Origin of the sequence: Microbacterium luticocti DSM 19459, from assembly GCF_000422405.1 — a bacterium.
Taxonomy (GTDB): domain Bacteria; phylum Actinomycetota; class Actinomycetes; order Actinomycetales; family Microbacteriaceae; genus Microbacterium; species Microbacterium luticocti.
In genome coordinates, this window is the sequence record NZ_AULS01000001.1 from 297792 (window position 1) to 319069 (window position 21278).

A 21278-nucleotide genomic window follows, 5' to 3' on the forward strand; every position below is an offset into this window, starting at 1 on the left:
GCTTACCGGAGCGTGAGCGGCGATGGGGTGGTCCTGCTCACCGGTTGCCGGAGCACGGTGCGCAGCTTCTCCGGTGCGGTCTTGCGGACGTCGCTGAGGTAGATCTCGTGGTGCTTCCCATTCGGTCGCAGACCGTTCGCTGGGATGAAGTCGTGGTGCATCCGCTCGAGCACCGGACCCTCGTCGTCGAAGGGGCCGACGTGCAGGGTCTGCACGCTCAGCCCCTCGGCGACGGCTTCGAGCCGGAGGTCGTCGAGCCGGGGAGGCGGGGCCTTGGCGCGAAGGCGCTCGATGGTCTGCGCGAGAAGGTCGCGGTCGATCCACTCGGGCACCATGATCATCATCGTCCAGTCCCAGCGCGACTTGTCGCGGGAGCCGGTGAACGCTTCCATGTCGTCGGCCCACCACAGTCCTTCCAGCGGCGGCACGACGTAGTCGCGGCCGAGTTCCCTCTTGCTTGCGAACTTCAGCCGGTACGCGAGCGGGTATACCGTCTCGAGCGCTTCGCGGTAGGCCGGATCGCCGTTCGGATCCCCGTGCCCGTCCACCATGAGGTACCGCATCTCGGGGACCTCGACGAGTCGGAACGCCCCTCGTCGCGCCTGGTAGGCGTCGAGGGTCTTGGTGAAGTCGATCTTGTCCGTCATCGCAAGCCCTGTGTCCGATCCGGTGCGCGAAGCCCGTGCAGTACGCATCGGTGCTCTCACGGTCCTGCTCAGTCACAGAAGTGCTGCTCCGGATCCAGCCCGGCGAGGATCGGCTCGAGGGCGTCCGCGAGCGCGACGAGCTGCTCTGGGCTGAGCCGGTCGAGCACCCCGCGTCGTACCGTCTCGATATGCCCCGGGGTGGCGAGGATCATCGCGCGCCGGCCGGCTTGCGTGAGCACGGCATTCGTCGCCCGCCCGTCCTCGGAATCGGGGACCCGCTCGACGTAGCCGCGCTGCTCGAGGCGTTGCACGGCCTTCGACAGGCGCGGGGGTGCCGCGTTCATCGCGCTCGCGAGCTCCTTCATCCGCATGGTGCGCTCGGGGGCGAGGTTGAGCGAGCCGAGGATCATGTAATCGAAGTGGGAGATGCCCGAATCGGCCTGCAGCTGGGCGTCCAGCGCCGTAGGCAGGAGCTGACTCGTCGCGACGAGGGCGAGCCACGCCCGCGATTCGACGGGATTCATCCTCGGCGCGGTGAAGGGCACGCCCCAGGATACCAAACAAGTTGCCGAGGCAACTGAATAGGGTTATGTTGTTGCCCATGCAACGACTTGTTGGGGCGGATGGGAGCGAACGTATGAGCAGCGTCACCGTGATCGGTGCGGGGAACGTGGGAAGCGCGGTCGCGGCGCTCGCCGCGAAGGCCGGTGCGCAGGTGCAGGTCCTCGCCCGGGACCTCGCGAAGGCGCAGGCGCTGGCCGAGCGGGTCGGCGGCACGGCGGGGGTGGTGGGCGACGACCCCGCGGGGGACTTCGTCGTGCTGGCGGTCCCGTACCCGGCGCTCGCGGAGCTCGCCGCGACCTACGGTGCGCGCTTCGATGGCCGGATCCTCGTGGACGTGACGAATCCGGTCGACTTCGCGACGTTCGACGGGCTCACCGTGCCGGCGGACTCCTCGGCGGCGGCCGAGCTGCAGGCGGCGGTGCCGGGCGCGACGGTCCTCAAGGCGTTCAACACGAACTTCGCCGGCACGGTCGCCACCGGGGTCACCGGCGATGTGCCGGCGACGGTGCTGGTGGCCGGCGACGCGGATGCCGCCGCCCGCCTGGTCGAGCTGATCCAGGCCGGCGGTCTCGCCGCGGCCGTCGTCGGGCCGCTCAAGCGGGCGCGTGAACTCGAGGCGTTCGGTTTCCTGCAGATGGTGCTCGCCGCGCAGAACGTCATCGGCTGGAGCGGCGGCTTCGCGCTGCGGAAGTGACCCGATGGCTTTCGTCCTGAACCCGACGCGGCCGGCCGGCGCGTTCGACGACTTTTTCGTCGCCGGCGCCGCCGCCTCGGCCGCCCAGCGCCGGTGGACGTCGGCGGACGGGCCGATGCCGGCGCTGTTCCTCTCCCACGGCGCGCCGCCGGTGTTCGACGATCCGGAGTGGATCCGGATGCTCGCCGACTGGGCGCTCTCGCTGCCGAAGCCGACGGCGGTCCTCATCGTCTCCGCGCACTGGGAGGACGCGCCGCTGGCGATCTCGAGCCCGGATGCGGGCACGCCGCTGGTCTACGACTTCGGGGGCTTCCACCCCCGCTACTACGAGATGCGGTACGACACGCCGGACGCGACCGCGCTCGCGAGGGAGGTGACAGGGCTGTTCTCGGATGTCGGGGCCCACGAGCAGCGCCGGGGCCTGGACCACGGCGCCTGGGTGCCGCTGAAGGTCATGTACCCGCTCGCCGACGTTCCCGTCCTGCAGCTCTCGATGCCCACCGAGCACCCCGACGCGCTGTTCGCGATCGGACGGCGGCTGCGCGCGCTGCGCGAGCAGGGCGTGCTCGTCATCGGTTCCGGCCACATGACGCACGGCATCCCGTTCGTCACCCGCGAGATGCTCCACGGCGACGTCGTCCCGACCTGGTCGATCGACTTCGACGCGTGGGCGACCGAGGCGCTCGACCGCGGCGCGATCGACGAGCTGCTCGACTACCGCCACCGCGCCCCCGGCATGCCCTACGCGCACCCCACCGCCGACCACTTCGTGCCGATGTTCATCACCCTCGGCGCCGGCGACCCTGAGGCGAACCGGCCGGTGACCCGCGTCGACGGCTACATGGCCGGGTTCTCCCGCCGCTCCTTCCAGCTCTCCTGACCGAACGACCCGCACCTGCACTCACCGAATGGATCCTTACCGTCATGCTGATCGCCTACTTCGTCGTCGCCGGCCTGGCCGCCCTCGCCTTCCTCGGCGCCGGCATCATGAAGCTCGCCCGCCCCAAGGACACGCTCCAGCAGTCCGGCATGGCGTATGTGGAGGACTTCGCCGGCTGGCAGATCAAGCTCATCGGCCTCGCCGAGGTCCTCGGCGCCATCGGCCTCATCCTCCCCATGGCGCTGAGCATCGCCGTGATCCTCAGCCCGACCGCCGCGATCTGCCTCGCCGTCATCATGATCGGCGCGATCGTCGTGCACATCGGACGCAAGGAGCCGTTCATCCCGCCGCTCATCCTGCTTCTGCTTTCGGTCGCGGCCGCCGTGCTCGGCTTCCTCCTGATCGGAGCCTGACATGACGATCTACGGCGTCACCGGCGCGACCGGCCGTTCGGCCGGATCGTCATCGACCAGCTGATCGCCCGCGGCGTTCCCGCCGGCGATACCTCCTGCGACCGGCCGCGGCGGCGTCGGCGCGCGCGCTCGCTCAGTGCAGCGCGGTGCGGCTGGTGGCGGTAGACTGCAGGGTGAAGCCGTCGGGCACGAACAACGTGACGACCGGCGGATGCCACTGGATCGTCACGCGCACCCGTGCCGACGTTCCGTCGGGGGTGTCGGCTTCGACGACCTGCGCGCCCTCGCCGACGTCGGCCACCAGCGCCACGGCCTGCTCGCGCACCGCGTCGTCGCTCAGCCCGGTGCTCGCGTTGTCGCCGTTCGCGTCGAGCGACCAGCCGTCCGCACCGGCGAGGGCCGCAGCATCCGCCACCGCGTCGAGCTTCTTCTGCTCGAGGTACAGCGAGGTGGCGTCAGCGCATACCAGCACCAGCACGAGCGCCAGCACCGCATAGCCGATCGTCAGCAGCAGCACGCTGCCGTCGTCGTCGGCACTCGGCTCGTCGAGACCCGGCTCGTCGACGCTCGGCTTGTCGGAGCCGGGGCCGGCGCCACCGGAGCCGGCACCACCGAAGGCACGGCGACGGATCGCATCACGCAGGCGTCGGAGCATCAGGGCGTCCCCCAGTACTGCGACACCCGCTGCGGCGCCGACGCCTCGACGGGGATGCTCGCCATGCGGTCGAGCCCGAGCACCGGCGGCACCAGCGGCAGCGTGACACGGGTGCGGACGGTGACCACCATCGTCGCTCCCGCCCGCGGACAGTCGCCGCCGCCTCCGCACGAGATCGACAGACCCACCGTGCCCGGCGCCATGCCGTACTCGCGTGTGATCGACTGCAGCACCGCCTCGGCGCGAGCGCGTGCCGTGTCGGCGTCCGGTGCGGTCGCGACGGCGCGGGCGATGTGCCGTGCCCCGGACTCCGCGCCGAGGGACTGCTCCTGGATCATCCCGAGCGACACGATCAGGTAGACGATCGGCACGAGCAGCAGCAGGCCGACCAGGATGAACTCCAGAGCGGCCGACCCGCGCTCGGCGTCGGCTGCGGCATCCGTGGGATGCGGCACGGTGGGATGCGGCACTGTGGGATTCGGCACGGTGGGATTCGGCACGGTGCGGTCAGTCGAAGCTCTCGGCCGGGGCATCGGCGCTCACCTCCAGCGTCCGCGGGGCGCCGAGCAGCCCCACCAGCGGCAACGGCGCCTGCACCGTGATCCGCACCGCGGGCGCCCCGCCCATCACGACCTCGTCGCCGGTCACCTCGCGTGCGTAGGCGGGACCGACGGCCCGCGTGATCAGCGCTCGGGTGCGCGCGACGCCGTCGGCGACGGTCTCGTCTGCCAGCGCCGCGCGGTACGCGCCTTCGACGGCGGCGTCGTGCACGACGTTGCGCACGTAGACGACCAGGCCGAACTGCAGCACCCCGAGGGTGAGCACGGTCAGCAGGGCACCCACGAGCACGAACTCGACCGGACTCGAGCCCCGGTCGTCACCGGCAGACACGCCGCGACCGATCATGTCTCAGAGCCCGGAGACCTTCGCGATGGCCTGCTGGAACAGGTCGGCCAGCGCCGGCCCGGCGAGGGCCCAGATCACCACGACCAAGCCGGCTGTCATCAACGTGATGAGCACCCACCCGGGCACGTCGCCGCGATCGTCGGCGACGTCGCTGAGCAGTCGGTGCCGCACACTCCCCCACGCCGTGCGCAACCGTCGGACGGTGTGCCGTGTCATCTCTCGCATGGTGTTCTCCTCACTTTCACATCTCGTGCCACCGGCGGCTGTGGCCGCCGCCGGTCGTCGCCGTGCCGCGCCGTGCTCGCACCGCTCGGTCATCCGATCCCCAGTCGCAGCATGAACACACCGGGGAACACCGCGAACAGCACCGACAGCGGCAGGATCAAGAAGACCAAAGGCAGCAGCATCAGGATCTCTTTGCGCCCGGCCCGTTCGATCAGGCTCCGTTTCGCGTCTTCCCGGGCATCCTGCGCCTGTGCTTGCAGCACCTGTGCCAGCGGCGCGCCCCGATCGAGTGCGGCCGCGATGTGGTCGATCGCGCGCGTCAACGGCGGCAGCTGCAACTGATGGCCGAGGTCGGTGAGCGCTTCGGACAGTGGCGACCCGGTGCCCACCGCCAGCACCAGCACCCGCAGTTCCGCGGTCAATTCGCCTGCGCCCACCTGGCCCACCCGTCGCAGCGAGTCGAGGATCCCTTCACCGGCCGACAGGCACAGCGCGAGGAACTCGAGCACGGTGGGCAGTTCCTCCTCGACCCGCGCCATGCGTGTGCGCGCTGCGTGGCCGAGCAGCAGGTCGCACGCCGCCGCCCCGGCTGCAGCGGCCACCGGCGGCACCAGCACGGCGACCGGGGTGAACCGTCCGGTGAGCACGATCGTCACCAGCAGCAGTCCGCCGGCCGCAAGCCCTGCGAGCAGGAATCCGAGCTGCCGGGCACGGAACGCCGACACCCCCGCCCGATCTGCGCGGCGGCCCGCCTGCCGCAGACGCCGGGCGACGGCGTCCGATCCGCCCAGCATCCGGCCGAGCCGCTCCCCCAGCCCCGCCCACGGTGCGCCGACCGCGACCGGTGTCAGCGGGGTCAGCCCCTGCGGATCGGCGATGTCGCGGATGTACGGGCCGATGCGTCGTTCCAGGCTGGGCGCGCCCCAGCGCGGCAACAGCACCAGCAGCAGACACATGCCACCGCCCAGCGCCCCGCCGAGCACGACCGCCAACGCGGCATCCGTCGCCCAGGTCATCCGAACCACCTCCGCGGCTCGGGCAGGCGACCGAGCCGGATCATGATCCGGTACGCGACGAACGACACCGCCGCGCCGGCGATGATCAGGGCGATGCCCTCGGGGCTGCTGTAGGCCCGCGCGCCCTCGGGACGCATCGCCAGCAGCGCGAGGATCACCCACGGTGCGACCACCCCGAGCACGGCGGCACCGCGGATCCACGATTGACGTGCCTCGACCTCGGACCGAAGTGCGGCGTCGGCCCGCACCGACGCAGCCAGCGCACGCAGCACGGGCACCAGCTCGGTGCCGCCGACCTGACGTGCCATCCGCAGTGTTTCGATGATGCGGTCGGCGATCGGATCGCTCAGCGCGGTCTTCAGCCTCACCGCGCTGGAGTCGAAGTGACCGGATGCCGCGACGTCCCGCGCGAACGCGGCGAACGCCGGCCGCAGCGCCGGCGGCCCCGACGTCTGCAGCGACGCGACGGCGTCCGGCAGGCTCATTCCCGCGCGCACCGAGGCGATGAGCAGGTCGCACACGTCCGGCCAGAGCGCGCGCCGCTGCCGGCGCAGCCGCAGTCGGCGACCACGCAGCCAGAGGAACGGCGCCGCACCGCCCGCCGTCGCCGCCAGCACGGCGATGATCGGCACCGGGATCACCAGCCACGCCACCGCTCCGGCGACCACGGCTGCCAGCGCGGCGGCCGTCACCGGCACCTTGACGGGCACGTGCGCGAAGCCGGCGTCATCCATCAGCCGGTCGAGGGCGCCCGGTTCGCGCGCCGCCCGCGCGGTGCGACGCGGCCACAACCACGGCGACAGGGTGAGCAGGATGCCGGCGGCCAGAAGGGCGCCCCAGAACACGGTCACGCCGGCACCTCCGTCCGCGCCCCGTCCGCCCGGTACACGGTGCGGGTGTCGATGCCGCCGTCGGTGACCCGGCCGGTCGGTGCGACGATCTCGGCCACGTAGCGGCGGCCGGATTCGCCCCGCACGCAGTGCGCCACCAGGTGCACGGAACCGGCGATGGCGGGGAGGATGAACGCGGAGTCGATGTTGCGCCCGGCCAGCAGCGGCAGCGCCGCGAGCTTGGCCAGTGCCTCACGGGCCGAGTTCGCGTGGACGGTGGCCGCGCCCGGCACCCCGGTGTTGAGCGCGAGGACGAGGTCGAGTGCCTCGGCGTCGCGCACCTCACCGACCACCAGCCGGTCCGGGCGCATCCGCAACGCCTCTTTGACCAGGCGTCTGAGCGTGACCTCGCCGGTGCCTTCGAGACTCGGCTGCCGCCCCTGCAGCGCGACCAGGTCGGGCGCGTCGACGGCGAGCTCGAACGTCTCCTCCACGGTGACGATCCGCTGTCGGCGCGCGGCCGCGGCCACCAGCGCACCCAGCAGCGTGGTCTTGCCGGCGTGGGTGGCGCCGGAGATCAGGATGCTGCGGCCGGCGAGCATCGCATCGCGCAGCGTGCGCGCGGCCTCGGGCGCGAGCGAACCGCTCTCGACCAGCCGGTCGAGGTCGCGGTAGGCGGGCAGGAACTTGCGGATGTTGACCGCCCAGTGCCGCCGCGTGATGTCGGGGATGACCACGTGCAGCCGCGACCCGTCCGGCAACGACGCGTCGACGAACGGCTGGCTCAGATCGACGCGGCGTCCGGTGGACTGCAGCATCCGCTCGACCAGGTCGCGGACGGCGGCGTCGGTGAGCGCCAACGGCACCCGCTGGGCGACGCCGTCGCGTGCGATGAAGATCCGGTCCGGCGCGTTCAGCCAGATCTCCTCGATGGTCGGGTCGTCCAGATACGCCTGCAGCGGCCCGAACCCGGCGACCCGGGCCAGCACCTCACGCACACAGCCGGCCTCGTCGTCGATGAGCTGCCAGCCCCGCGCCAGTGCGACGTCATTGTGGCGGCGCACCTCGGCCCAGGCGATGCGGGCGGCCCGTTCCGGGTCGCGGGTGGGGTCAGCCTGCTCTTCACGCAGGCGATCCCGTACCCGCTGGGCGACACGATGCGCCAGCGGTGCGATGCCGTCCGGGGCTGTGGCCAGGCTCATTCCGCCATCCTTGCAAGATTCGCGTCGACGCCGCAGAAGTTATCCACAGGCATGGTCCGGCAGGTCTTGCGAGGCGCGCCTTCCGAACTGGGAATCGCGTCCGCCGGCGCGGGTTTTCCGGCGTCGACGACGGGGGCTTTCCCCACAGCATCCGCACAGCCGGCTCAGTAGACTGAGAGGCCCGCGGGAGTGGTGAAATCGGCAGACACGCAGGATTTAGGTTCCTGTGCCTTCGGGCGTGGGGGTTCGACTCCCCCCTTCCGCACGGGTCGCCGCCTCGCGCGGCCGCGACATCCACCCGCTTTCCACCGACCTGACGGGATCCACGTGCACGCTGCCGGACTCATCCCCTGGCTCAGCCCCGAGAACATCATCGCCGCAGCCGGGCCGTGGGCACTGCTGGTGGTCTGCCTGGTCATCTTCGCCGAGACCGGGTTGCTCATCGGGTTCCTGTTCCCCGGCGACACGCTGCTGGTGATCTCGGGCCTGCTCACCAAGACCACCGACATCTTCGGCCTCAACATCTGGATCGTCGCACTGCTGATCGCCCTGGCCGCGTTCGTGGGCGGCGAGGTCGGTTACTACATCGGGCACAAGGGCGGGCCGCGCGTGTTCGAGCGCAGGGAATCGGGCCTGTTCAGCCGTCACAACGTGGAACGCACCAACGCGTTCTTCGAACGATACGGCGGGATGACGGTGGTGCTGGCCCGGTTCGTGCCGGTGGTGCGCACCTTCGCCCCGGTCGCGGCCGGCGTGGGGCACATGCCGTGGCGCCGCTATTCGCTGTACAACCTGATCGGGGCCCTGCTGTGGGGCTTCGGATTGACCATGCTCGGCTACGGCATCGGCTTCATCCCTGTGATCAGAGACCTGGTGACCAAGTACATCGAGCTGATCCTCATCGGGGTCGTCGTGCTGACCATCGCGGTCACCGCCTGGCATTACGTCCGCGAGCGCGCCAAGGCGCGCCGCGAGGCCGCCGATCCGACGCCGGGCGAGACGACGCCGCGCGACTGAGGCATGCCGCCCCCGACGACGCGCTCACGCACGCGGGCCGCCCCGCCCGGTTCAGGCGCGCTTCTTCTTCTTCGGCCTGCCCTCGCCGCCGTCGCCGGCACCGCGCTGTGTGCGGGTGCGCTCCACGCTGGCCCGCAGCGCTTCCATCAGGTCGATCACCTCGCCGCCGGACTGTTCCTCGGCCTCGCCGAACGTCTCGGCGGTGTCGATGGCCTCGCCCTTGCGCAGCTTGGCGTCGATGAGCGTGCGCAACTCCTCCTGGTACTCGTCGGTGAACGCGTCGGGGTCGAAGTCGGCGGCGAACCCGTCGACCAGCGCCGCCGACAGCTCCAGTTCCTTGTCCGAGATCTTCACCGGCTCGTCGAGCGCCGGGAACGCCGCCTCGCGGATCTCGTCCGCCCAGCGCAGTGTCTGCAGCGTGAGCACATCGCCGCGCACCCGCAACGCGGCCAGCCGCGTCTTCTGCCGCAGCGAGAAGCGCACGATCGCGGTGCGGTCGGTGCGCTGCAGCGTCTCGCGCAGCAGCGCGTACGCCTTCGGCGACGTCGAGTCGGGCTCGAGGAAATACGGGCTCTCCAGCAGCAGCGGGTCGAGCTGGTCGCTCGGCACGAACTCCACCACCTCGATCTCGCGGCTGCGCTCGGCGGGCAACGACGCCAGGTCCTCCTTGGTCAGCACCACGGTGTGCTCGCCGTCGTCGTAGGCGCGGGCGATGTCGGCGTACGGCACGACCTCGCCGTCCAGCTCGCACACCCGCTGGTAACGGATGCGGCCGCCGTCGCTCTCGTGCACCTGATGCAGGGGCACGTCGTGGTCCTCGGTGGCCGCATACACCTTGACCGGCACGTTCACCAGGCCGAAGGTGAGCGCACCCTTCCAGATCGCCCTCATCACCCCAGTACACACCGACCCGACGCGCAGGGCAACGGCATCCCGCCCGCTCCCCGTCGCCCCCGCACAGCGCGCTCACTGCGCCTGGGCGCGGTTCGCGGCAGGATGGTGCCATGCCGGACGAGGCCCAGACGGTGCAGATCGGCGGGCGCAGGCTGCGGCTCACCCGCCTCGACAAGGTGCTGTACCCCGCCACCGGCACCACCAAGGGCGAGGTGATCGACTATCTCACGCGCATCGCGCCGCTGCTGATCCCACACATCGCCGACCGGCCCGTCACCCGCAAGCGCTGGCCCGACGGGGTCGAGGCCGAGCCGTTCTTCGTCAAGGCGCTCGAGCGCGGCGCACCCCCGTGGGTGCGGCGGCTGCCGATCCTGCACTCGACCGGCACCAAGGAGTATCCGCTCGTCGACGACGTCGCCACGCTGGTGTACCTCGCGCAGATGGCGAGCCTCGAGCTGCACGTGCCGCAGTGGCGGTTCACGCCCGCCGGCGACCGCGGCCGGCCCGACCGGATGGTGTTCGACCTCGACCCCGGCCCGGGGACGGGACTTGCCGACTGCGCGCAGGTCGCCCGGTGGGTGCGCGCCGTGCTCACCGACATGGGGCTGGACGCCTTCCCGGTCACCAGCGGAAGCAAGGGCATCCACCTGTATGCCGGCCTCGACGGCACCCACACCAGCGACGAGGCGTCGGCGGTGGCGCGCGAGCTGGCGCGCGCGCTCGAGGCCGACCATCCCGATCTCGTGGTGAGCCGGATGTCGAAGCAGCTGCGCGACGGCCGGGTGTTCATCGACTGGAGCCAGAACAACGCCGCCAAGACGACGATCGCCCCGTACTCGCTGCGCGGCCGGGCCCACCCCACCGTCGCCGCACCGCGCACCTGGGACGAGCTCGACGACCCGCACCTGGCGCAGCTGGACTATCGCACGGTGCTCGAGCGTGCCGAACGCCTCGGCGACCCGATGGGCGTGCTCGGGTTCCGCGCCGGCGGCCGGGTCGCGGCATCCGGCCCCCTGTCGGCGTACATCGCCAAGCGTGACCCGGCGCGCACGCCCGAGCCGGTGCCGGACGACCCATTGGCCGCTCCCACGCCGCCCGGACAGCCGCCCCGGTTCGTGATTCAGGAGCACCATGCCCGACGGCTGCACTGGGACCTGCGGCTCGAGCACGACGGCGTGTTCGTCAGCTGGGCGGTGCCGCGCGGCGTGCCGCCGACGTCCGACCGCAACAACCTGGCCGTGATGACCGAGGACCACCCGCTGGAGTACGGCTCGTTCGAAGGCGCCATCCCCCGCGGCGAATACGGGGCCGGCACCGTCACGATCTGGGACGACGGCCGCTACGACCTCGAGAAGTGGCGCGACGACGAGATCATCGCCACGCTGCACGGCCGGCCGGGCGGGCCGCTGGGCACGGTGCGCATCGCCCTGATCCGCACCACCGGGTCGGGTGAGAAGTCGAGCTGGCTGCTGCACCGCACCAAGACGGATGCCTCGGGCCGCCCGCAGGCGGCGGGCACGCCGGTCACCGCCTCGGCGCAGGCCGACGGTGCCGCGGGGCAGGGCGATCGGGCCCACGCCGACGACACCGTGGCGCAGGGCGACGGTGCCGCAGGTCAGGGCGATCGCGCCCACGCCGGAGCCGAACGTGGTGGCCCCGGATCCGCGCCCGCTCCTGCGGCTGCGCGGGCGCCGATGCTCGCGACCGCCGCCACGCCCGCGATCGCCCGGCGCGCGGCGGAACGCTGGCAGCCGTGGGCGGAGTTGAAGTGGGATGGCATCCGTGCGATCGGCGTGTGGGACGGGCAGCGGCTGCGGCTCTACGCCCGCAGCGGCACCGACATCACCGCGCGCTATCCCGAGCTCAGCGACGGCACCGTGCGGCTGGACGCGGCATCCGCCGTCGTCGACGGCGAGATCGTGGCGCTGGATGCCACTGGACGCCCGAGCTTCACCCGCCTGCAGAACCGGATGCACCTGACCAAGCCCGCCCAGATCGAGGCGCAGCGACAGCTGACGCCGGTGCGTTACCACCTGTTCGATCTGCTGCAGGCCGACGGCGCCGACCTCACCGCCCGGCCGTTGACCGAGCGTCGCCGCCTGCTCGAGCAGATCGCCGGCTCCGCGCCCGCACCGGTCGCGGTGCCGCCGCAGCTGACCGATGTGGACGAGGCCCTTTCATTGAGCCGCCGCCTGGGCCTGGAGGGGATCGTGGTCAAGAACCCGGCCTCCCGGTACCGGCCCGGAGCGCGCACCGATGAGTGGCTCAAGGTCAAGTTCACGACCGCGCAGGAGGTGGTGATCGGCGGCATCCGGCCCGGGCGGGGTGGGCGCACCGGGCGGATCGGGTCGCTGCTGGTGGGCCTGCCGTCGCCGGACGGCCTGCGGTACGCGGGCCGGGTGGGCACCGGGTTCAGCGAGAGCGAGCTGGCCCGGCTCGACGGGATGCTGCAGCCATTGCGCGAGGACCGCAACCCGTTCGTTGGGGTGCCGGCCGCCGCCGCCGCGGACGCGCTGTGGGTGCGGCCGGAGCTGGTGGCCGAGGTGGAGTTCGCCGAGTTCAGCCCCGGCGGCATCCTGCGCCACGCCCGTTGGCGGGGCCTGCGTCCCGACAAGTCCCCCGCCGAGGTGCGCTTCGAGTCCTGACCGGCGACCGTGCAACCTGCCGGGCCCGGCTCACGCGTGGGGGTCGTGCTCGACGTGACCGGCGGGCTCGAGCTGGAATGTGGAGTGGTCGACGTCGAAGTGATGGGCGAGGCATCCCTGCAACCGGGTGAGGATGTCACCGGTGCGCCCCTCGCGCAGCGTCGCCTCGTCCACGACGACGTGCGCGCTGAACACCGGAGCCCCGCGGGTGAGCTGCCACACGTGCACGTCGTGGACACCGCGCACACCGGGGGTGGCCAGGATGTGGTCGCGGATCTCACGCACATGCACGTCGCGCGGCGCCGACTCGCCGAGCACCGAGATCACCTCGCGCAGCAGCGTGATCGCCCGTGGCACGATCATCGCCGCGATCAGCAGCGACGCGATCGCGTCGGCGGGCATGAACCCGGTCAGCAGCACGACGATCGCGGCGGCGATCACCGCGGCCGATCCGATGAGGTCGCCCATCACCTCGAGGTACGCGCCGCGCACGTTCAGGCTCCCCTTCTGCGCGGCAGACAGCAACCACATCGCCACCCCGTTCGCGCACAGCCCGATCACGGCGACCACCAGCATCGGCACGCCTGCGACATCCACGTCGGCGGGGTGGACCAGGCGCAGCACCGCCTCGACCGCCACCCACACCGACAGCACCAGCAGGATCGCGCCGTTCAGCAGGGCGCCCAGCGCCTCGGCGCGCTGATATCCGAAGGTGCGCCGGTCGTTGGCCGGCCGGGCCGCCACGATGCTCGCGATCAGCGCGATCACCAGGGCCGCGGCATCCGTGAACATGTGCGCGGCGTCGGCGAGCAGCGCGAGCGATCCCGACACGGCGGCCCCGACCACCTGCACGACCATGACCGACGAGGTGATCGCCAGCGAGATCGCCAGCAGGCGCCGGTTGTCGGCGCCGCGGATGCCGGTGGGGGCGTGGTCGTGCATGCCTTCAGGCTACGGCGACGGATGCCACGACCCGGCCCGCGCGGTCCAGTCGGGAATGATGCTGATTCTCATCATCCGTGGCCGCCGCGCGCACGCCCGGATACCGGGCCCGGTGCGCGTGCCTACAGCAGGGCCAGCAGCGGCTGGAGTGCGCGGAACGCCCGGGCCCGGTGCGAGTGGGCGGCCTTCTCGTCGTCGGTCCATTCGCCGACGGTTCGCTCTGTCGCGGTGGGCTGGTCGTCGGGGATGAAGATCGGGTCGTAACCGAACCCGCCGTCGCCCCGCGGGGCGGTGGCGATGCGGCCCGGCCAGATGCCCTCGACGACATGCTCGTCGCCGCCGGGCAGCACCAGGGCGATGACCGAGGTGAAGTGTGCGGTGCGGTGCGGGTCGGCGATGTCGCTGATCTGGTCGAGCAGCAGGTGCAGGTTGGCGACCGGGTCTTTGGCGTGCCCGGCCCAGTACGCCGAGAAGATGCCGGGTGCTCCGCCGAGCACGTCCACGCACACCCCGGAGTCGTCGGCGAACGACGGTAGACCGGTGTGGGCGCACGCCGCCCGAGCCTTGATGAGTGCGTTGTCGGCGAAGCTGACGCCGTCCTCGATCGGTTCCGGCCCGTCGTAGCCGATGAGCTCGAAGTCGGGGCGGGATGCCGCGACGATCTGTGCGAACTCGGTGACCTTGTGCGGGTTGTGGGTGGCCAACACCGCCCGGGTCATGAGGCCGCCTCCAGCGCCGCCCGCTGCAGCTCGCGCAGCTGCGCGCACCCGTTCATGCCGAGCTCGAGCAGCGCGTCCAGCTCACGCTTGTCGAACGGCGCGCCCTCGGCGGTGCCCTGCACCTCGACGAACAGGCCACGGCCGGTGACCACGACGTTCATGTCCGTCTCGGCGCGTACGTCCTCGACATATGCCAGATCGAGCATGGGCTCACCGTCGATGATCCCGACCGAGACCGCCGAGACCGAATCGAGCAGCACGTCGCTGCGCTGCGCGATGAACTTCTTCTCGCGCCCCCACGCGATCGCATCGGCCAGCGCCACGTACGCCCCGGTGATCGCGGCGGTGCGGGTGCCACCGTCGGCCTGCAGCACGTCGCAGTCGATCACGATGGTGTTCTCGCCCAGCGCCTTGGTGTCCACGACCGCGCGCAGGGCGCGGCCGATCAGTCGTGAGATCTCGTGGGTGCGCCCGCCGATGCGTCCCTTGACCGACTCACGGTCGTTGCGGGTGTTGGTCGCACGCGGGAGCATCGCGTATTCGGCGGTCACCCACCCCTTGCCCTTGCCGGTCAGCCACCGCGGCACGCCGCCCGTGAACGACGCGGTGCACAGCACCTTGGTGCCGCCGAAGGCGATCAGGGCCGACCCTTCGGCCTGGGCGCTCCAGCCGCGTTCGATCGTCACCCGGCGCAGCTGGTCCGGGGTGCGCCCGTCGGCGCGGATCACGTCGGTCATCTCTCTCCTCGGGTGGATGCCGCGTGCTGCGGCAGGTCGATCACGCCGGTCTGCACGAGCGTGACGGTGCGTACCTCCCGGCCCATCAGGCGGTGCGCCAGGCTCAGGAAGTCCTGAGCGGAGTCGCCGGTCGCCTCGTACTCGTGGTGTGCGTCGGCGGCGGGACCGGCCAGCAGATCGCGCGAGACCAGTTGGCGGTACACGTCTTTGGCCGTCTCGGTGTCACTCGAGACCAGCGACACCTCCGCCCCCATGACGTAGCTGATCGCCCCCTCGAGGAACGGGTAGTGCGTGCAGCCGAGCACGAGGGTGTCGACGCCGGCATGCCGCAGCGGCGCCAAGTAGTCCTCGGCGACGGCGAGCACCTCGGGGGTGTCGGTGACGCCCGCCTCGACGAACTCCACGAACCGCGGGCACGGCCGGGTGAACACGGTGAGCCGTTCGTTCACGCCGAGCATGTCCTGATAGACGCCCGACCCGATCGTGCCGTCGGTACCGATGACACCCACCCGCCCGTTGCGGGTGGTCGACATCGCGGTGCGTACGGCCGGGCCGATCACCTCGACGACCGGCACGTCGTAGCGTTCCCGCGCGTCGCGCAGCAGCGCCGCCGACGCGGTGTTGCAGGCGATCACGAGCATCTTCACGCCCTGGTCGACGAGGGTGTCGAGCACCTCGAGCCCGTACCGGCGCACATCGGCGATCGGCTTGGGGCCGTAGGGCGAATGTGCGGTGTCGCCGATGTAGCGCAGCGACTCACGCGGCAGCAGTGCCGAGATCGCACGGGCGACGGTGAGACCGCCGACCCCGGAGTCGAAGATGCCGATCGGCGCGTCGTTCACAGTCCCCCAGCCTACCCGCGCGTGCCCGGTAGGCTGACCGGCATGAGCACGCGCAGCACCGCCCTGTTCACCGACCGCTACGAGCTCACGATGCTCGAGGCCGCCCTGCGGGACGGCACCGCCACACGTCGGTGCGTGTTCGAGCTGTTCGGGCGCCGACTGTCGGGCGGCCGCCGGTTCGGCGTGGTCGCCGGTACCGGACGGCTGCTGCACCTGCTGCGCGAGTTCCGTTTCGGTGACGACGAGTTGCGGCATCTGCGCGATGACCGGGTGGTGGATGCCACCACCGTGCGCTTTCTCGAGGACTACCGCTTCGGCGGCACGATCACCGGGTACCGCGAGGGCGAGCTGTACTTTCCGGGCTCGCCGATCCTCACCGTGGAGGGCTCGTTCGCCGAGGCCGTGGTGCTGGAGACGATCGCGCTGAGCGTGATGAACCATGATTCGGCTGTGGCCACGGCGGCGGCCCGCATGTCGATCGCCGCCGGCGACCGGCCGCTGGCCGAGATGGGATCGCGGCGCACCGGTGAGCACGCCGCCGTGGCTGCGGCCCGGGCCGCCTACATCGCCGGTTTCGACGCGACCAGCAACCTCGAGGCGGGCCGGGCCTGGGGCATCCCGACCATGGGCACAGCCGCCCACGCGTTCACCCTGTTGCACGACACTGAAGAAGACGCGTTCCGTTCACAGATCGCGGCGTTGGGCACGCAGACCACGCTGCTGGTGGACACCTACGACATCCGCGAGGGGGTCGCCACGGCGGTGCGAGTGGCGGGCACCGACCTCGGCGGGGTGCGCATCGACTCGGGTGACCTGCCGATCGTCGCCGCTGAGGTGCGGGCGCAGCTGGACGAGCTGGGCGCGACGGGAACGAAGATCACGGTGACCAGCGACCTCGACGAGTACGCGATCGCGACGCTCGCCGCCGCCCCGGTGGACTCGTACGGGGTCGGTACCTCGCTGGTCACCGGTTCGGGCACGCCGACGGCGGGCATGGTCTACAAGCTGGTGGCCCGGCAGGCCGCCGACGGGTCGTGGGTGGCGGTGGCCAAGACCTCGACCGACAAGGTGTCGAAGGGCGGACGGAAGGCGGCGTTCCGCACGCTGGACGCGGGGACCGCCACCCAGGAGCTCATCGCCGTCTCGGACGGGTTCGAACAGGTCGAGACGCCTGCGCAGCATCCCGACGCCCGGCCGCTGCAGGTGACGCTGGTGCACGACGGCGAGCCGGATGCCGCGTTCGAGGGCGTCGCCGGTGTCGCAGCGGCCCGCGTCCACCACGCGCGCGTCCGTGAGGAACTGCCGGTGCGCGCGCTCGCGCTCAGCCGGGCCGACCCGGCGATCCCGACCGTCTACGTCGACGCCGGGTGAGGCGGGCGGTCAGGATCAGCCGCGCAACGACTCGTAGATCTCTTTGCAGGCGGGGCACACCGGGAACTTCTCGGGGTCGCGACCCGGGGTCCACTTCTTGCCGCACAGCGCCCGCACCGGCTTGCCGGTGAGCGCCGACTCGAGGATCTTCTCCTTCTTCACGTAGTGCGAGAAGCGCTCGTGGTCGCCCGGCTCGATGTGCTCTTCGCGCAGCAGCTCTTCGAGCTCGCGGTCGAGGGTCGCCACTCCCCCGCTGTCGGGCTGGTCGATCGGGGTGCTCATTTCGCCCAGTGTAATCGCGGGCCGTGTCGGTCAGGCCGATTCGGCGAACTCGAGCAGGCGCGGCCCGCGGCGCTCGAACACGGCCGACCCGGCCGCCACCCCGACGGCGAGCACGAGCAGCCCGACGACCAGCCCGCCCCACAGCGCGAACGGCGCGTATGAGATGTCGGAGGCGAACGCGAGCACGCCCCACCCCAGTGCCGGCGCCGAGAGCGCGAGTGTCCCCAGCAGCACGAGCGCCTGGGCGAGAGCGGGCAGTGCGCCCGAGCGCTCGGGCTGGCGGAACGGACTGTCTCCGGGGCGGGTGACCGGGTAGGGCGCGAGCGCCGACGAGATGCTCGACAGGCCCAGGCCGCACAGGAACAGGCTCGCGCACACTCCGACCAGCGCCGGCAGCAGCGACCACCGCCCGTGCACGGCGATGGCGATCGGCACGGTGACCGCCAACAGCGGCACCCCCACCACGGTCACCGGAACCAGCCGGCCGATCCGGTCCGAGATGCCGCGCACGCCCGAGGCCAGGTGCAACCAGATGGCGGTCGAGTCGTACGCGAGATCGTTGTGCGGCAGCCATCCCAAGAAGAGGGCCATGATCGGCACCGGCAACAGCACGACCGTCGAGACCGGCACCCCGACGATCAGCAGCGGCACCATGGCGAAAAGGCCGGCGAGCGGGATGACCAGGAGGTTGACCAGGTAGCGGCGGTCGCCCAGCCAGTAGAGAAGGCTGCGCGCCGCGATCGCACCGCCGGGGGTGCCCGGAGTGACGGCGAACCAGCCGAGCCGACCGCTTCCGCGGGCGACGACCGGGCGTTCCACGCTGTGCAGCGCGTGGTGCACGAGTGCCGCCCAGCCGGCCGCCAGGGCGACGACCGTGCCGACGGCGATACTGATGCACGCGGCGAGCGCGCCGGGCCCGTCGGCGGCGCGTGCGGGGATCGCCCAGGCGGCGCCGAGCGGGCTGTCGCCGAGGATGCGCGCCGCCTGCACGAGTTGTTGCGGCACGGCACCGCCCCACTGCAGCGAGGCGAGGAACACGCCGACCGGCACGACGACGACGAGGATCGCGAGCACGAACAGCCCGGTGAGCTCGCGGGATCGACGCTCGCGCAGGAACAGGGCGGCAAGCGCCGCGCAGACCCGCGCCAGCAGCGCACAGGTGAGCACTCCCAGCACGGCGCCGAGGGCGGCAAGCGGCCACGGGACGCCGAGTGCCTGCCAGAGCACCACGGCGCACACGGCGAGGGCGGTGATCGCGGCGACCGGCACACTGATCACGCCGGCCAGCGCCAGGGCGCCGGCGAGCGGTGCGGCGGGGATGTCGAAGACGGCGAACCGTCGCGCATCCAGTGGGTCGACGGTCCCCGCCACCAGGGGGGCCGCGGCGAAACCGAGCGTGAGTGCGCTGCCGCCGAGCACGGTGACGACCATGGCCACCTCGGCCGTGCCACCGCGTTCGGACAGCAGGCCCCAGCATCCGATCGCCGTCGCCGCGGCGAGGACGACGAGCTTCAGCGCCGTACGCGCGACCTGGCGGGCGTCGCCGTACAGCCCGGCGACGAGCATGCGCAGCCTCAGCCCGAGAACGTGTGCAACCACTCCAGGCCCTCCACGTCCGACAGTCCGCCGGTCAGCTGCACCAGACGCTGTTCGAGGGTGAGCTCGCCGCGTACCTGGTCGACCGGACCCTCGGCGAGCACCTGCCCGCCCACCAGCACCGCGACCCGCGTGCAGACCCGTTCGATCATCTCCATGCCGTGGCTGGAGAGGATGACGGTGCCACCGTGCCGGACGTAGGCGCCGAGGATGTCGAGGATGACCGCGGCCGAGACCGGGTCGACGGCCTCGAACGGTTCGTCGAGCACGAGCAACCGCGGCGAGTGGATCATCGCGCCGGCCAGCATGACCTTCTTGGTCATGCCGGCGGAGTAGTCCGACACCCGGCGGCCGAGCGCGTCGCCGAGGTCGAACGCGCGGGCGAGGTCGGCGGTGCGGGTGTGCACGAGGGCGGGGTCGAGTCCGCGCAGCACACCGCAGTAGTACAGCAGCTGCCGGCCGGTGAGCCGGTCGAAGGTGCGCAGCCGGTCGGGCAGCACACCGATGAGGCGTTTCGCGTCACGGGGGTGTGCGGCGGCGTCGATGCCGTTGATGCGGATGCTGCCCTGGTCGGGCCGCAGCAGCCCCGCGATCATCGACAGCGTGGTGGTCTTGCCCGCACCGTTGGGACCGACCAGACCATAGAAGGTACCGGCCGGCACGGTCAGATCGATGCCGCCGACCGCCGCCGTACCCGAGAACGACTTGACCAGGCCGCGCACCGCCAGGGCCGGCTGCGCGCTGTCTGCCGCGGCTTCATCACCGATGTCGACGACGGATGCCTCGGCCTGCGCGTCGTCGACGGATGCCTCGGCCTGCTCGTCGGCGACGGGTGCTTCGGGTTGCTCCTCGGCGACGGGTGCTTCGGATTGCTCCTCGGCGACGGGTGCTTCGGGTTGCGTGTCGGCGACGGGAGCTTCGGGTTGCTCGTCGGCAACCGGCGCTGCTGCGGGCTGCGCGTGGGCCGACGCCGCGGACTCGTCGTCGACGGATACCTTGGACTCATCGTCGCCGGATGCTTCGGGCTGCGCCTCAACGGATGCTCCGGCCTGCTCGTCGGCGACGAGCGCTGCCGCGGACTGCTCGTCGACCGATGCCGCGGTCTCGTCGTCGACGGATGCTTCGGGCTCCGCGTCGTCACCTGTGGCGACTTCCGTGCCGCCGGTCGCCGACGGGAGAGGGGACGCATCCGGCTCACTCGCTGTGACGGCCACGACCTGGCCGTCATCCGTGCCGACGGGCGCAGCCTCGGCATCGGCGACATGGTCGCCGGACTCGGACGCGGTGCCGGTGAGCGAGTCGGCCGACTGACTGGTCACCGCCTCGGAGCGCTCAGGTGTCCCGGTCGCCGTGGTCTCACGCGTGGTTCCTGAGATCTGCGTTCCCGCCTTGCTGGAGCCTTCTTCATCGGAGGCATCGGAGGTCACGGTGTCCGGCTCGGCGGCGACGGGTGCGTCCTCGGGCCGAGGCGGCAGCGGCGGGGGCATCGGAACGGGTGCCGGCGGTTTCGGCGGGATCTTGAGTTCGTCCTGCTCGCCGGCGGCATCCGACACGACTGCGGGCGTGGGCTGCGTCGTGGATGTCGCGGGCGTGCGCTTCTTCGGCGTCCGTGCGGCGCCGGCGGTGGTGCGCTTGCCCCCGGCCGCCTTCCCCGCAGCACCGGCCTTCTTCGCGGCCGCACCGGTCGCCTTCCCCGCAGCTCCGGTAGCCCCACCCGTCTTACCGGACGCTCCGGTCGCCTTCGCGGCCGCCCCGGTCGTCTTCGCCGCCGCACCGGTCGTCTTCGCCGCGGCACCGGTCTTCTGCGCGCCCGCCCCGGTCGTCTTCGCGCCACCGCTGGTCGCGCCCGCGCCGCCGACGCTCTTGGTGTTCGGGGCCTTTGTGCCACCGCGCGCTGTCGCACCGCGCGCGGACGACGGTCGGGAACCCTTCGTCGCCCTCGGCGTGCGGGAACCCTTCGAGCTCGTGCGCGGCCCAGCCGCCCCGCCCTCAGTGGCATCCTCGTCCGACGTGACGGCGTCGCCACCCGATGCGGCATGCGCCTGCTGCAGCCTGCGCGCCGCCTCGGCCGCCGACACCGAGGGGCGGGGCGGCACGGGTACCGGACCGCTGGACTCTGCGGCGTTCACGGCATCCTCCTCGCCGTGGCGAGGGTCCTGCGGAAGCGGCAGTGAGGCTGTCACCGATCCACGGTATCAAGC

Annotated in this window: 23 protein-coding genes and 1 tRNA gene; 7 read left to right on the plus strand and 17 right to left on the minus strand. The window is 71.7% G+C overall.

Annotated elements, in window-relative coordinates; genetic code table 11:
• Nucleotides 1–2: 2 nt before the first annotated feature.
• Nucleotides 3–647 (minus strand): GyrI-like domain-containing protein, encoded by a 645-nt coding sequence (locus H577_RS0101525; protein ID WP_029144453.1) that lies wholly within the window; start codon nucleotides 645–647, stop codon nucleotides 3–5.
• A gap of 68 nt (nucleotides 648–715) precedes the next feature.
• Nucleotides 716–1192 carry a MarR family winged helix-turn-helix transcriptional regulator gene (locus tag H577_RS0101530; protein WP_245570303.1) on the minus strand — a complete coding sequence of 159 codons (477 nt, stop codon included), beginning with the start codon at nucleotides 1190–1192 and terminating at the stop codon, nucleotides 716–718.
• A 92-nt stretch (nucleotides 1193–1284) separates the two neighbouring features.
• Between H577_RS0101530 and H577_RS0101535 the strand changes: the two genes are divergently transcribed.
• The 3 genes from H577_RS0101535 to H577_RS0101545 are packed head-to-tail and all read left to right on the plus strand — an operon-like array spanning nucleotide 1285 to nucleotide 3198.
• On the plus strand, nucleotides 1285–1905 hold the full coding sequence (locus H577_RS0101535) for an NADPH-dependent F420 reductase (RefSeq protein WP_029144455.1): 621 nt from the start codon (nucleotides 1285–1287) through the stop codon (nucleotides 1903–1905).
• A 4-nt stretch (nucleotides 1906–1909) separates the two neighbouring features.
• Nucleotides 1910–2785: a dioxygenase family protein gene (locus H577_RS0101540; RefSeq protein WP_029144456.1), complete on the plus strand. Its 876-nt coding sequence runs from the start codon at nucleotides 1910–1912 to the stop codon at nucleotides 2783–2785.
• Between the two features lie 44 nt (nucleotides 2786–2829).
• Nucleotides 2830–3198, plus strand: coding sequence for a DoxX family protein (locus H577_RS0101545; protein WP_029144457.1), 369 nt, complete (start codon nucleotides 2830–2832; stop codon nucleotides 3196–3198).
• A gap of 133 nt (nucleotides 3199–3331) precedes the next feature.
• Here H577_RS0101545 and H577_RS0101550 read toward each other — a convergent pair whose 3' ends face one another.
• From H577_RS0101550 to H577_RS0101580, 7 genes are all read right to left on the minus strand, one after another.
• Nucleotides 3332–3853, minus strand: coding sequence for a pilus assembly protein TadG-related protein (locus H577_RS0101550; protein ID WP_084515724.1), 522 nt, complete (start codon nucleotides 3851–3853; stop codon nucleotides 3332–3334).
• A complete protein-coding gene (locus tag H577_RS0101555; RefSeq protein ID WP_245570304.1) occupies nucleotides 3853–4338 on the minus strand; it encodes a TadE/TadG family type IV pilus assembly protein in 486 nt (161 codons plus the stop codon). The genes H577_RS0101550 and H577_RS0101555 overlap by 1 nt, the downstream gene beginning before the upstream one ends.
• A gap of 22 nt (nucleotides 4339–4360) precedes the next feature.
• Nucleotides 4361–4759 carry a TadE/TadG family type IV pilus assembly protein gene (locus H577_RS0101560; RefSeq protein WP_036283263.1) on the minus strand — a complete coding sequence of 133 codons (399 nt, stop codon included), beginning with the start codon at nucleotides 4757–4759 and terminating at the stop codon, nucleotides 4361–4363.
• A gap of 3 nt (nucleotides 4760–4762) precedes the next feature.
• On the minus strand, nucleotides 4763–4975 hold the full coding sequence (locus H577_RS0101565; RefSeq protein ID WP_029144461.1) for a hypothetical protein: 213 nt from the start codon (nucleotides 4973–4975) through the stop codon (nucleotides 4763–4765).
• A gap of 98 nt (nucleotides 4976–5073) precedes the next feature.
• Entirely contained in the window at nucleotides 5074–6000 is a 927-nt protein-coding gene (locus H577_RS0101570) for a type II secretion system F family protein (protein ID WP_029144462.1), read from the minus strand.
• The gene (locus H577_RS0101575) at nucleotides 5997–6851 is read right to left on the minus strand and encodes a type II secretion system F family protein (protein WP_029144463.1); all 855 of its coding nucleotides are present in this window, start codon (nucleotides 6849–6851) and stop codon (nucleotides 5997–5999) included. Before H577_RS0101575 ends, H577_RS0101570 begins: the two co-directional genes overlap by 4 nt.
• A complete protein-coding gene (locus H577_RS0101580) occupies nucleotides 6848–8032 on the minus strand; it encodes a TadA family conjugal transfer-associated ATPase (RefSeq protein WP_029144464.1) in 1185 nt (394 codons plus the stop codon). The genes H577_RS0101575 and H577_RS0101580 overlap by 4 nt, the downstream gene beginning before the upstream one ends.
• 183 nt (nucleotides 8033–8215) lie before the next feature.
• On the opposite strand from H577_RS0101580, the gene H577_RS0101585 reads away from it, so the two are divergent.
• Nucleotides 8216–8297: transfer RNA gene (locus H577_RS0101585), tRNA-Leu, on the plus strand.
• Nucleotides 8298–8359: 62 nt separating this feature from the next.
• Nucleotides 8360–9049, plus strand: a complete 690-nt coding sequence (locus H577_RS0101590) for a DedA family protein (RefSeq protein WP_029144465.1) — start codon at nucleotides 8360–8362, stop codon at nucleotides 9047–9049.
• 51 nt (nucleotides 9050–9100) lie between these two features.
• On the opposite strand, the gene ku is transcribed toward H577_RS0101590, so the two are convergent.
• Nucleotides 9101–9940: a non-homologous end joining protein Ku gene (gene ku, locus H577_RS14695; RefSeq protein WP_051191583.1), complete on the minus strand. Its 840-nt coding sequence runs from the start codon at nucleotides 9938–9940 to the stop codon at nucleotides 9101–9103.
• 113 nt (nucleotides 9941–10053) lie between these two features.
• Here ku and H577_RS0101600 point away from each other — a divergent pair, with 113 nt between their 5' ends.
• The gene (locus tag H577_RS0101600) at nucleotides 10054–12588 is read left to right on the plus strand and encodes an ATP-dependent DNA ligase (RefSeq protein ID WP_029144466.1); all 2535 of its coding nucleotides are present in this window, start codon (nucleotides 10054–10056) and stop codon (nucleotides 12586–12588) included.
• A 30-nt stretch (nucleotides 12589–12618) separates the two neighbouring features.
• On the opposite strand, the gene H577_RS0101605 is transcribed toward H577_RS0101600, so the two are convergent.
• From H577_RS0101605 to murI, 4 genes are all read right to left on the minus strand, one after another.
• On the minus strand, nucleotides 12619–13530 hold the full coding sequence (locus H577_RS0101605; RefSeq protein WP_029144467.1) for a cation diffusion facilitator family transporter: 912 nt from the start codon (nucleotides 13528–13530) through the stop codon (nucleotides 12619–12621).
• A gap of 122 nt (nucleotides 13531–13652) precedes the next feature.
• Complete coding sequence (rdgB, locus tag H577_RS0101610; RefSeq protein WP_029144468.1) at nucleotides 13653–14249, minus strand: RdgB/HAM1 family non-canonical purine NTP pyrophosphatase; 597 nt, start codon at nucleotides 14247–14249, stop codon at nucleotides 13653–13655.
• Complete coding sequence (rph, locus tag H577_RS0101615; RefSeq protein WP_029144469.1) at nucleotides 14246–14986, minus strand: ribonuclease PH; 741 nt, start codon at nucleotides 14984–14986, stop codon at nucleotides 14246–14248. Before rph ends, rdgB begins: the two co-directional genes overlap by 4 nt.
• A complete protein-coding gene (gene murI / locus H577_RS0101620) occupies nucleotides 14983–15828 on the minus strand; it encodes a glutamate racemase (protein WP_029144470.1) in 846 nt (281 codons plus the stop codon). The genes rph and murI overlap by 4 nt, the downstream gene beginning before the upstream one ends.
• 42 nt (nucleotides 15829–15870) lie before the next feature.
• On the opposite strand from murI, the gene H577_RS0101625 reads away from it, so the two are divergent.
• The gene (locus tag H577_RS0101625) at nucleotides 15871–17199 is read left to right on the plus strand and encodes a nicotinate phosphoribosyltransferase (RefSeq protein ID WP_036283266.1); all 1329 of its coding nucleotides are present in this window, start codon (nucleotides 15871–15873) and stop codon (nucleotides 17197–17199) included.
• Between the two features lie 15 nt (nucleotides 17200–17214).
• Here the strand turns inward: H577_RS0101625 and H577_RS0101630 are convergent, their stop codons facing one another.
• Genes H577_RS0101630 through H577_RS18010 form a run of 3 tightly spaced genes read right to left on the minus strand, consistent with a single transcriptional unit; the run spans nucleotide 17215 to nucleotide 21260 of the window.
• On the minus strand, nucleotides 17215–17481 hold the full coding sequence (locus H577_RS0101630; protein ID WP_029144472.1) for a DUF3039 domain-containing protein: 267 nt from the start codon (nucleotides 17479–17481) through the stop codon (nucleotides 17215–17217).
• Between the two features lie 30 nt (nucleotides 17482–17511).
• The gene (locus H577_RS0101635; RefSeq protein ID WP_029144473.1) at nucleotides 17512–19080 is read right to left on the minus strand and encodes a hypothetical protein; all 1569 of its coding nucleotides are present in this window, start codon (nucleotides 19078–19080) and stop codon (nucleotides 17512–17514) included.
• A complete protein-coding gene (locus H577_RS18010) occupies nucleotides 19056–21260 on the minus strand; it encodes an ABC transporter ATP-binding protein (protein WP_245570305.1) in 2205 nt (734 codons plus the stop codon). Before H577_RS18010 ends, H577_RS0101635 begins: the two co-directional genes overlap by 25 nt.
• Between the last annotated feature and the right edge of the window lie 18 nt (nucleotides 21261–21278).

Excerpts from the sequence above, each read along its gene's own strand:
- H577_RS0101525 (WP_029144453.1), bottom strand. The coding sequence starts at position 647 with ATGACGGACAAGATCGACTTCACCAAGACCCTCGACGCCTACCAGGCG.
- H577_RS0101535 (WP_029144455.1), top strand. The coding sequence starts at position 1,285 with ATGAGCAGCGTCACCGTGATCGGTGCGGGGAACGTGGGAAGCGCGGTC.
- H577_RS0101540 (WP_029144456.1), top strand. The coding sequence starts at position 1,910 with ATGGCTTTCGTCCTGAACCCGACGCGGCCGGCCGGCGCGTTCGACGAC.
- H577_RS0101545 (WP_029144457.1), top strand. The coding sequence starts at position 2,830 with ATGCTGATCGCCTACTTCGTCGTCGCCGGCCTGGCCGCCCTCGCCTTC.
- H577_RS0101550 (WP_084515724.1), bottom strand. The coding sequence starts at position 3,853 with ATGCTCCGACGCCTGCGTGATGCGATCCGTCGCCGTGCCTTCGGTGGT.
- H577_RS0101560 (WP_036283263.1), bottom strand. The coding sequence starts at position 4,759 with ATGATCGGTCGCGGCGTGTCTGCCGGTGACGACCGGGGCTCGAGTCCG.
- H577_RS0101565 (WP_029144461.1), bottom strand. The coding sequence starts at position 4,975 with ATGACACGGCACACCGTCCGACGGTTGCGCACGGCGTGGGGGAGTGTG.
- H577_RS0101570 (WP_029144462.1), bottom strand. The coding sequence starts at position 6,000 with ATGACCTGGGCGACGGATGCCGCGTTGGCGGTCGTGCTCGGCGGGGCG.
- H577_RS0101580 (WP_029144464.1), bottom strand. The coding sequence starts at position 8,032 with ATGAGCCTGGCCACAGCCCCGGACGGCATCGCACCGCTGGCGCATCGT.
- ku (WP_051191583.1), bottom strand. The coding sequence starts at position 9,940 with ATGAGGGCGATCTGGAAGGGTGCGCTCACCTTCGGCCTGGTGAACGTG.
- H577_RS0101600 (WP_029144466.1), top strand. The coding sequence starts at position 10,054 with ATGCCGGACGAGGCCCAGACGGTGCAGATCGGCGGGCGCAGGCTGCGG.
- H577_RS0101605 (WP_029144467.1), bottom strand. The coding sequence starts at position 13,530 with ATGCACGACCACGCCCCCACCGGCATCCGCGGCGCCGACAACCGGCGC.
- rdgB (WP_029144468.1), bottom strand. The coding sequence starts at position 14,249 with ATGACCCGGGCGGTGTTGGCCACCCACAACCCGCACAAGGTCACCGAG.
- rph (WP_029144469.1), bottom strand. The coding sequence starts at position 14,986 with ATGACCGACGTGATCCGCGCCGACGGGCGCACCCCGGACCAGCTGCGC.
- H577_RS0101625 (WP_036283266.1), top strand. The coding sequence starts at position 15,871 with ATGAGCACGCGCAGCACCGCCCTGTTCACCGACCGCTACGAGCTCACG.
- H577_RS0101630 (WP_029144472.1), bottom strand. The coding sequence starts at position 17,481 with ATGAGCACCCCGATCGACCAGCCCGACAGCGGGGGAGTGGCGACCCTC.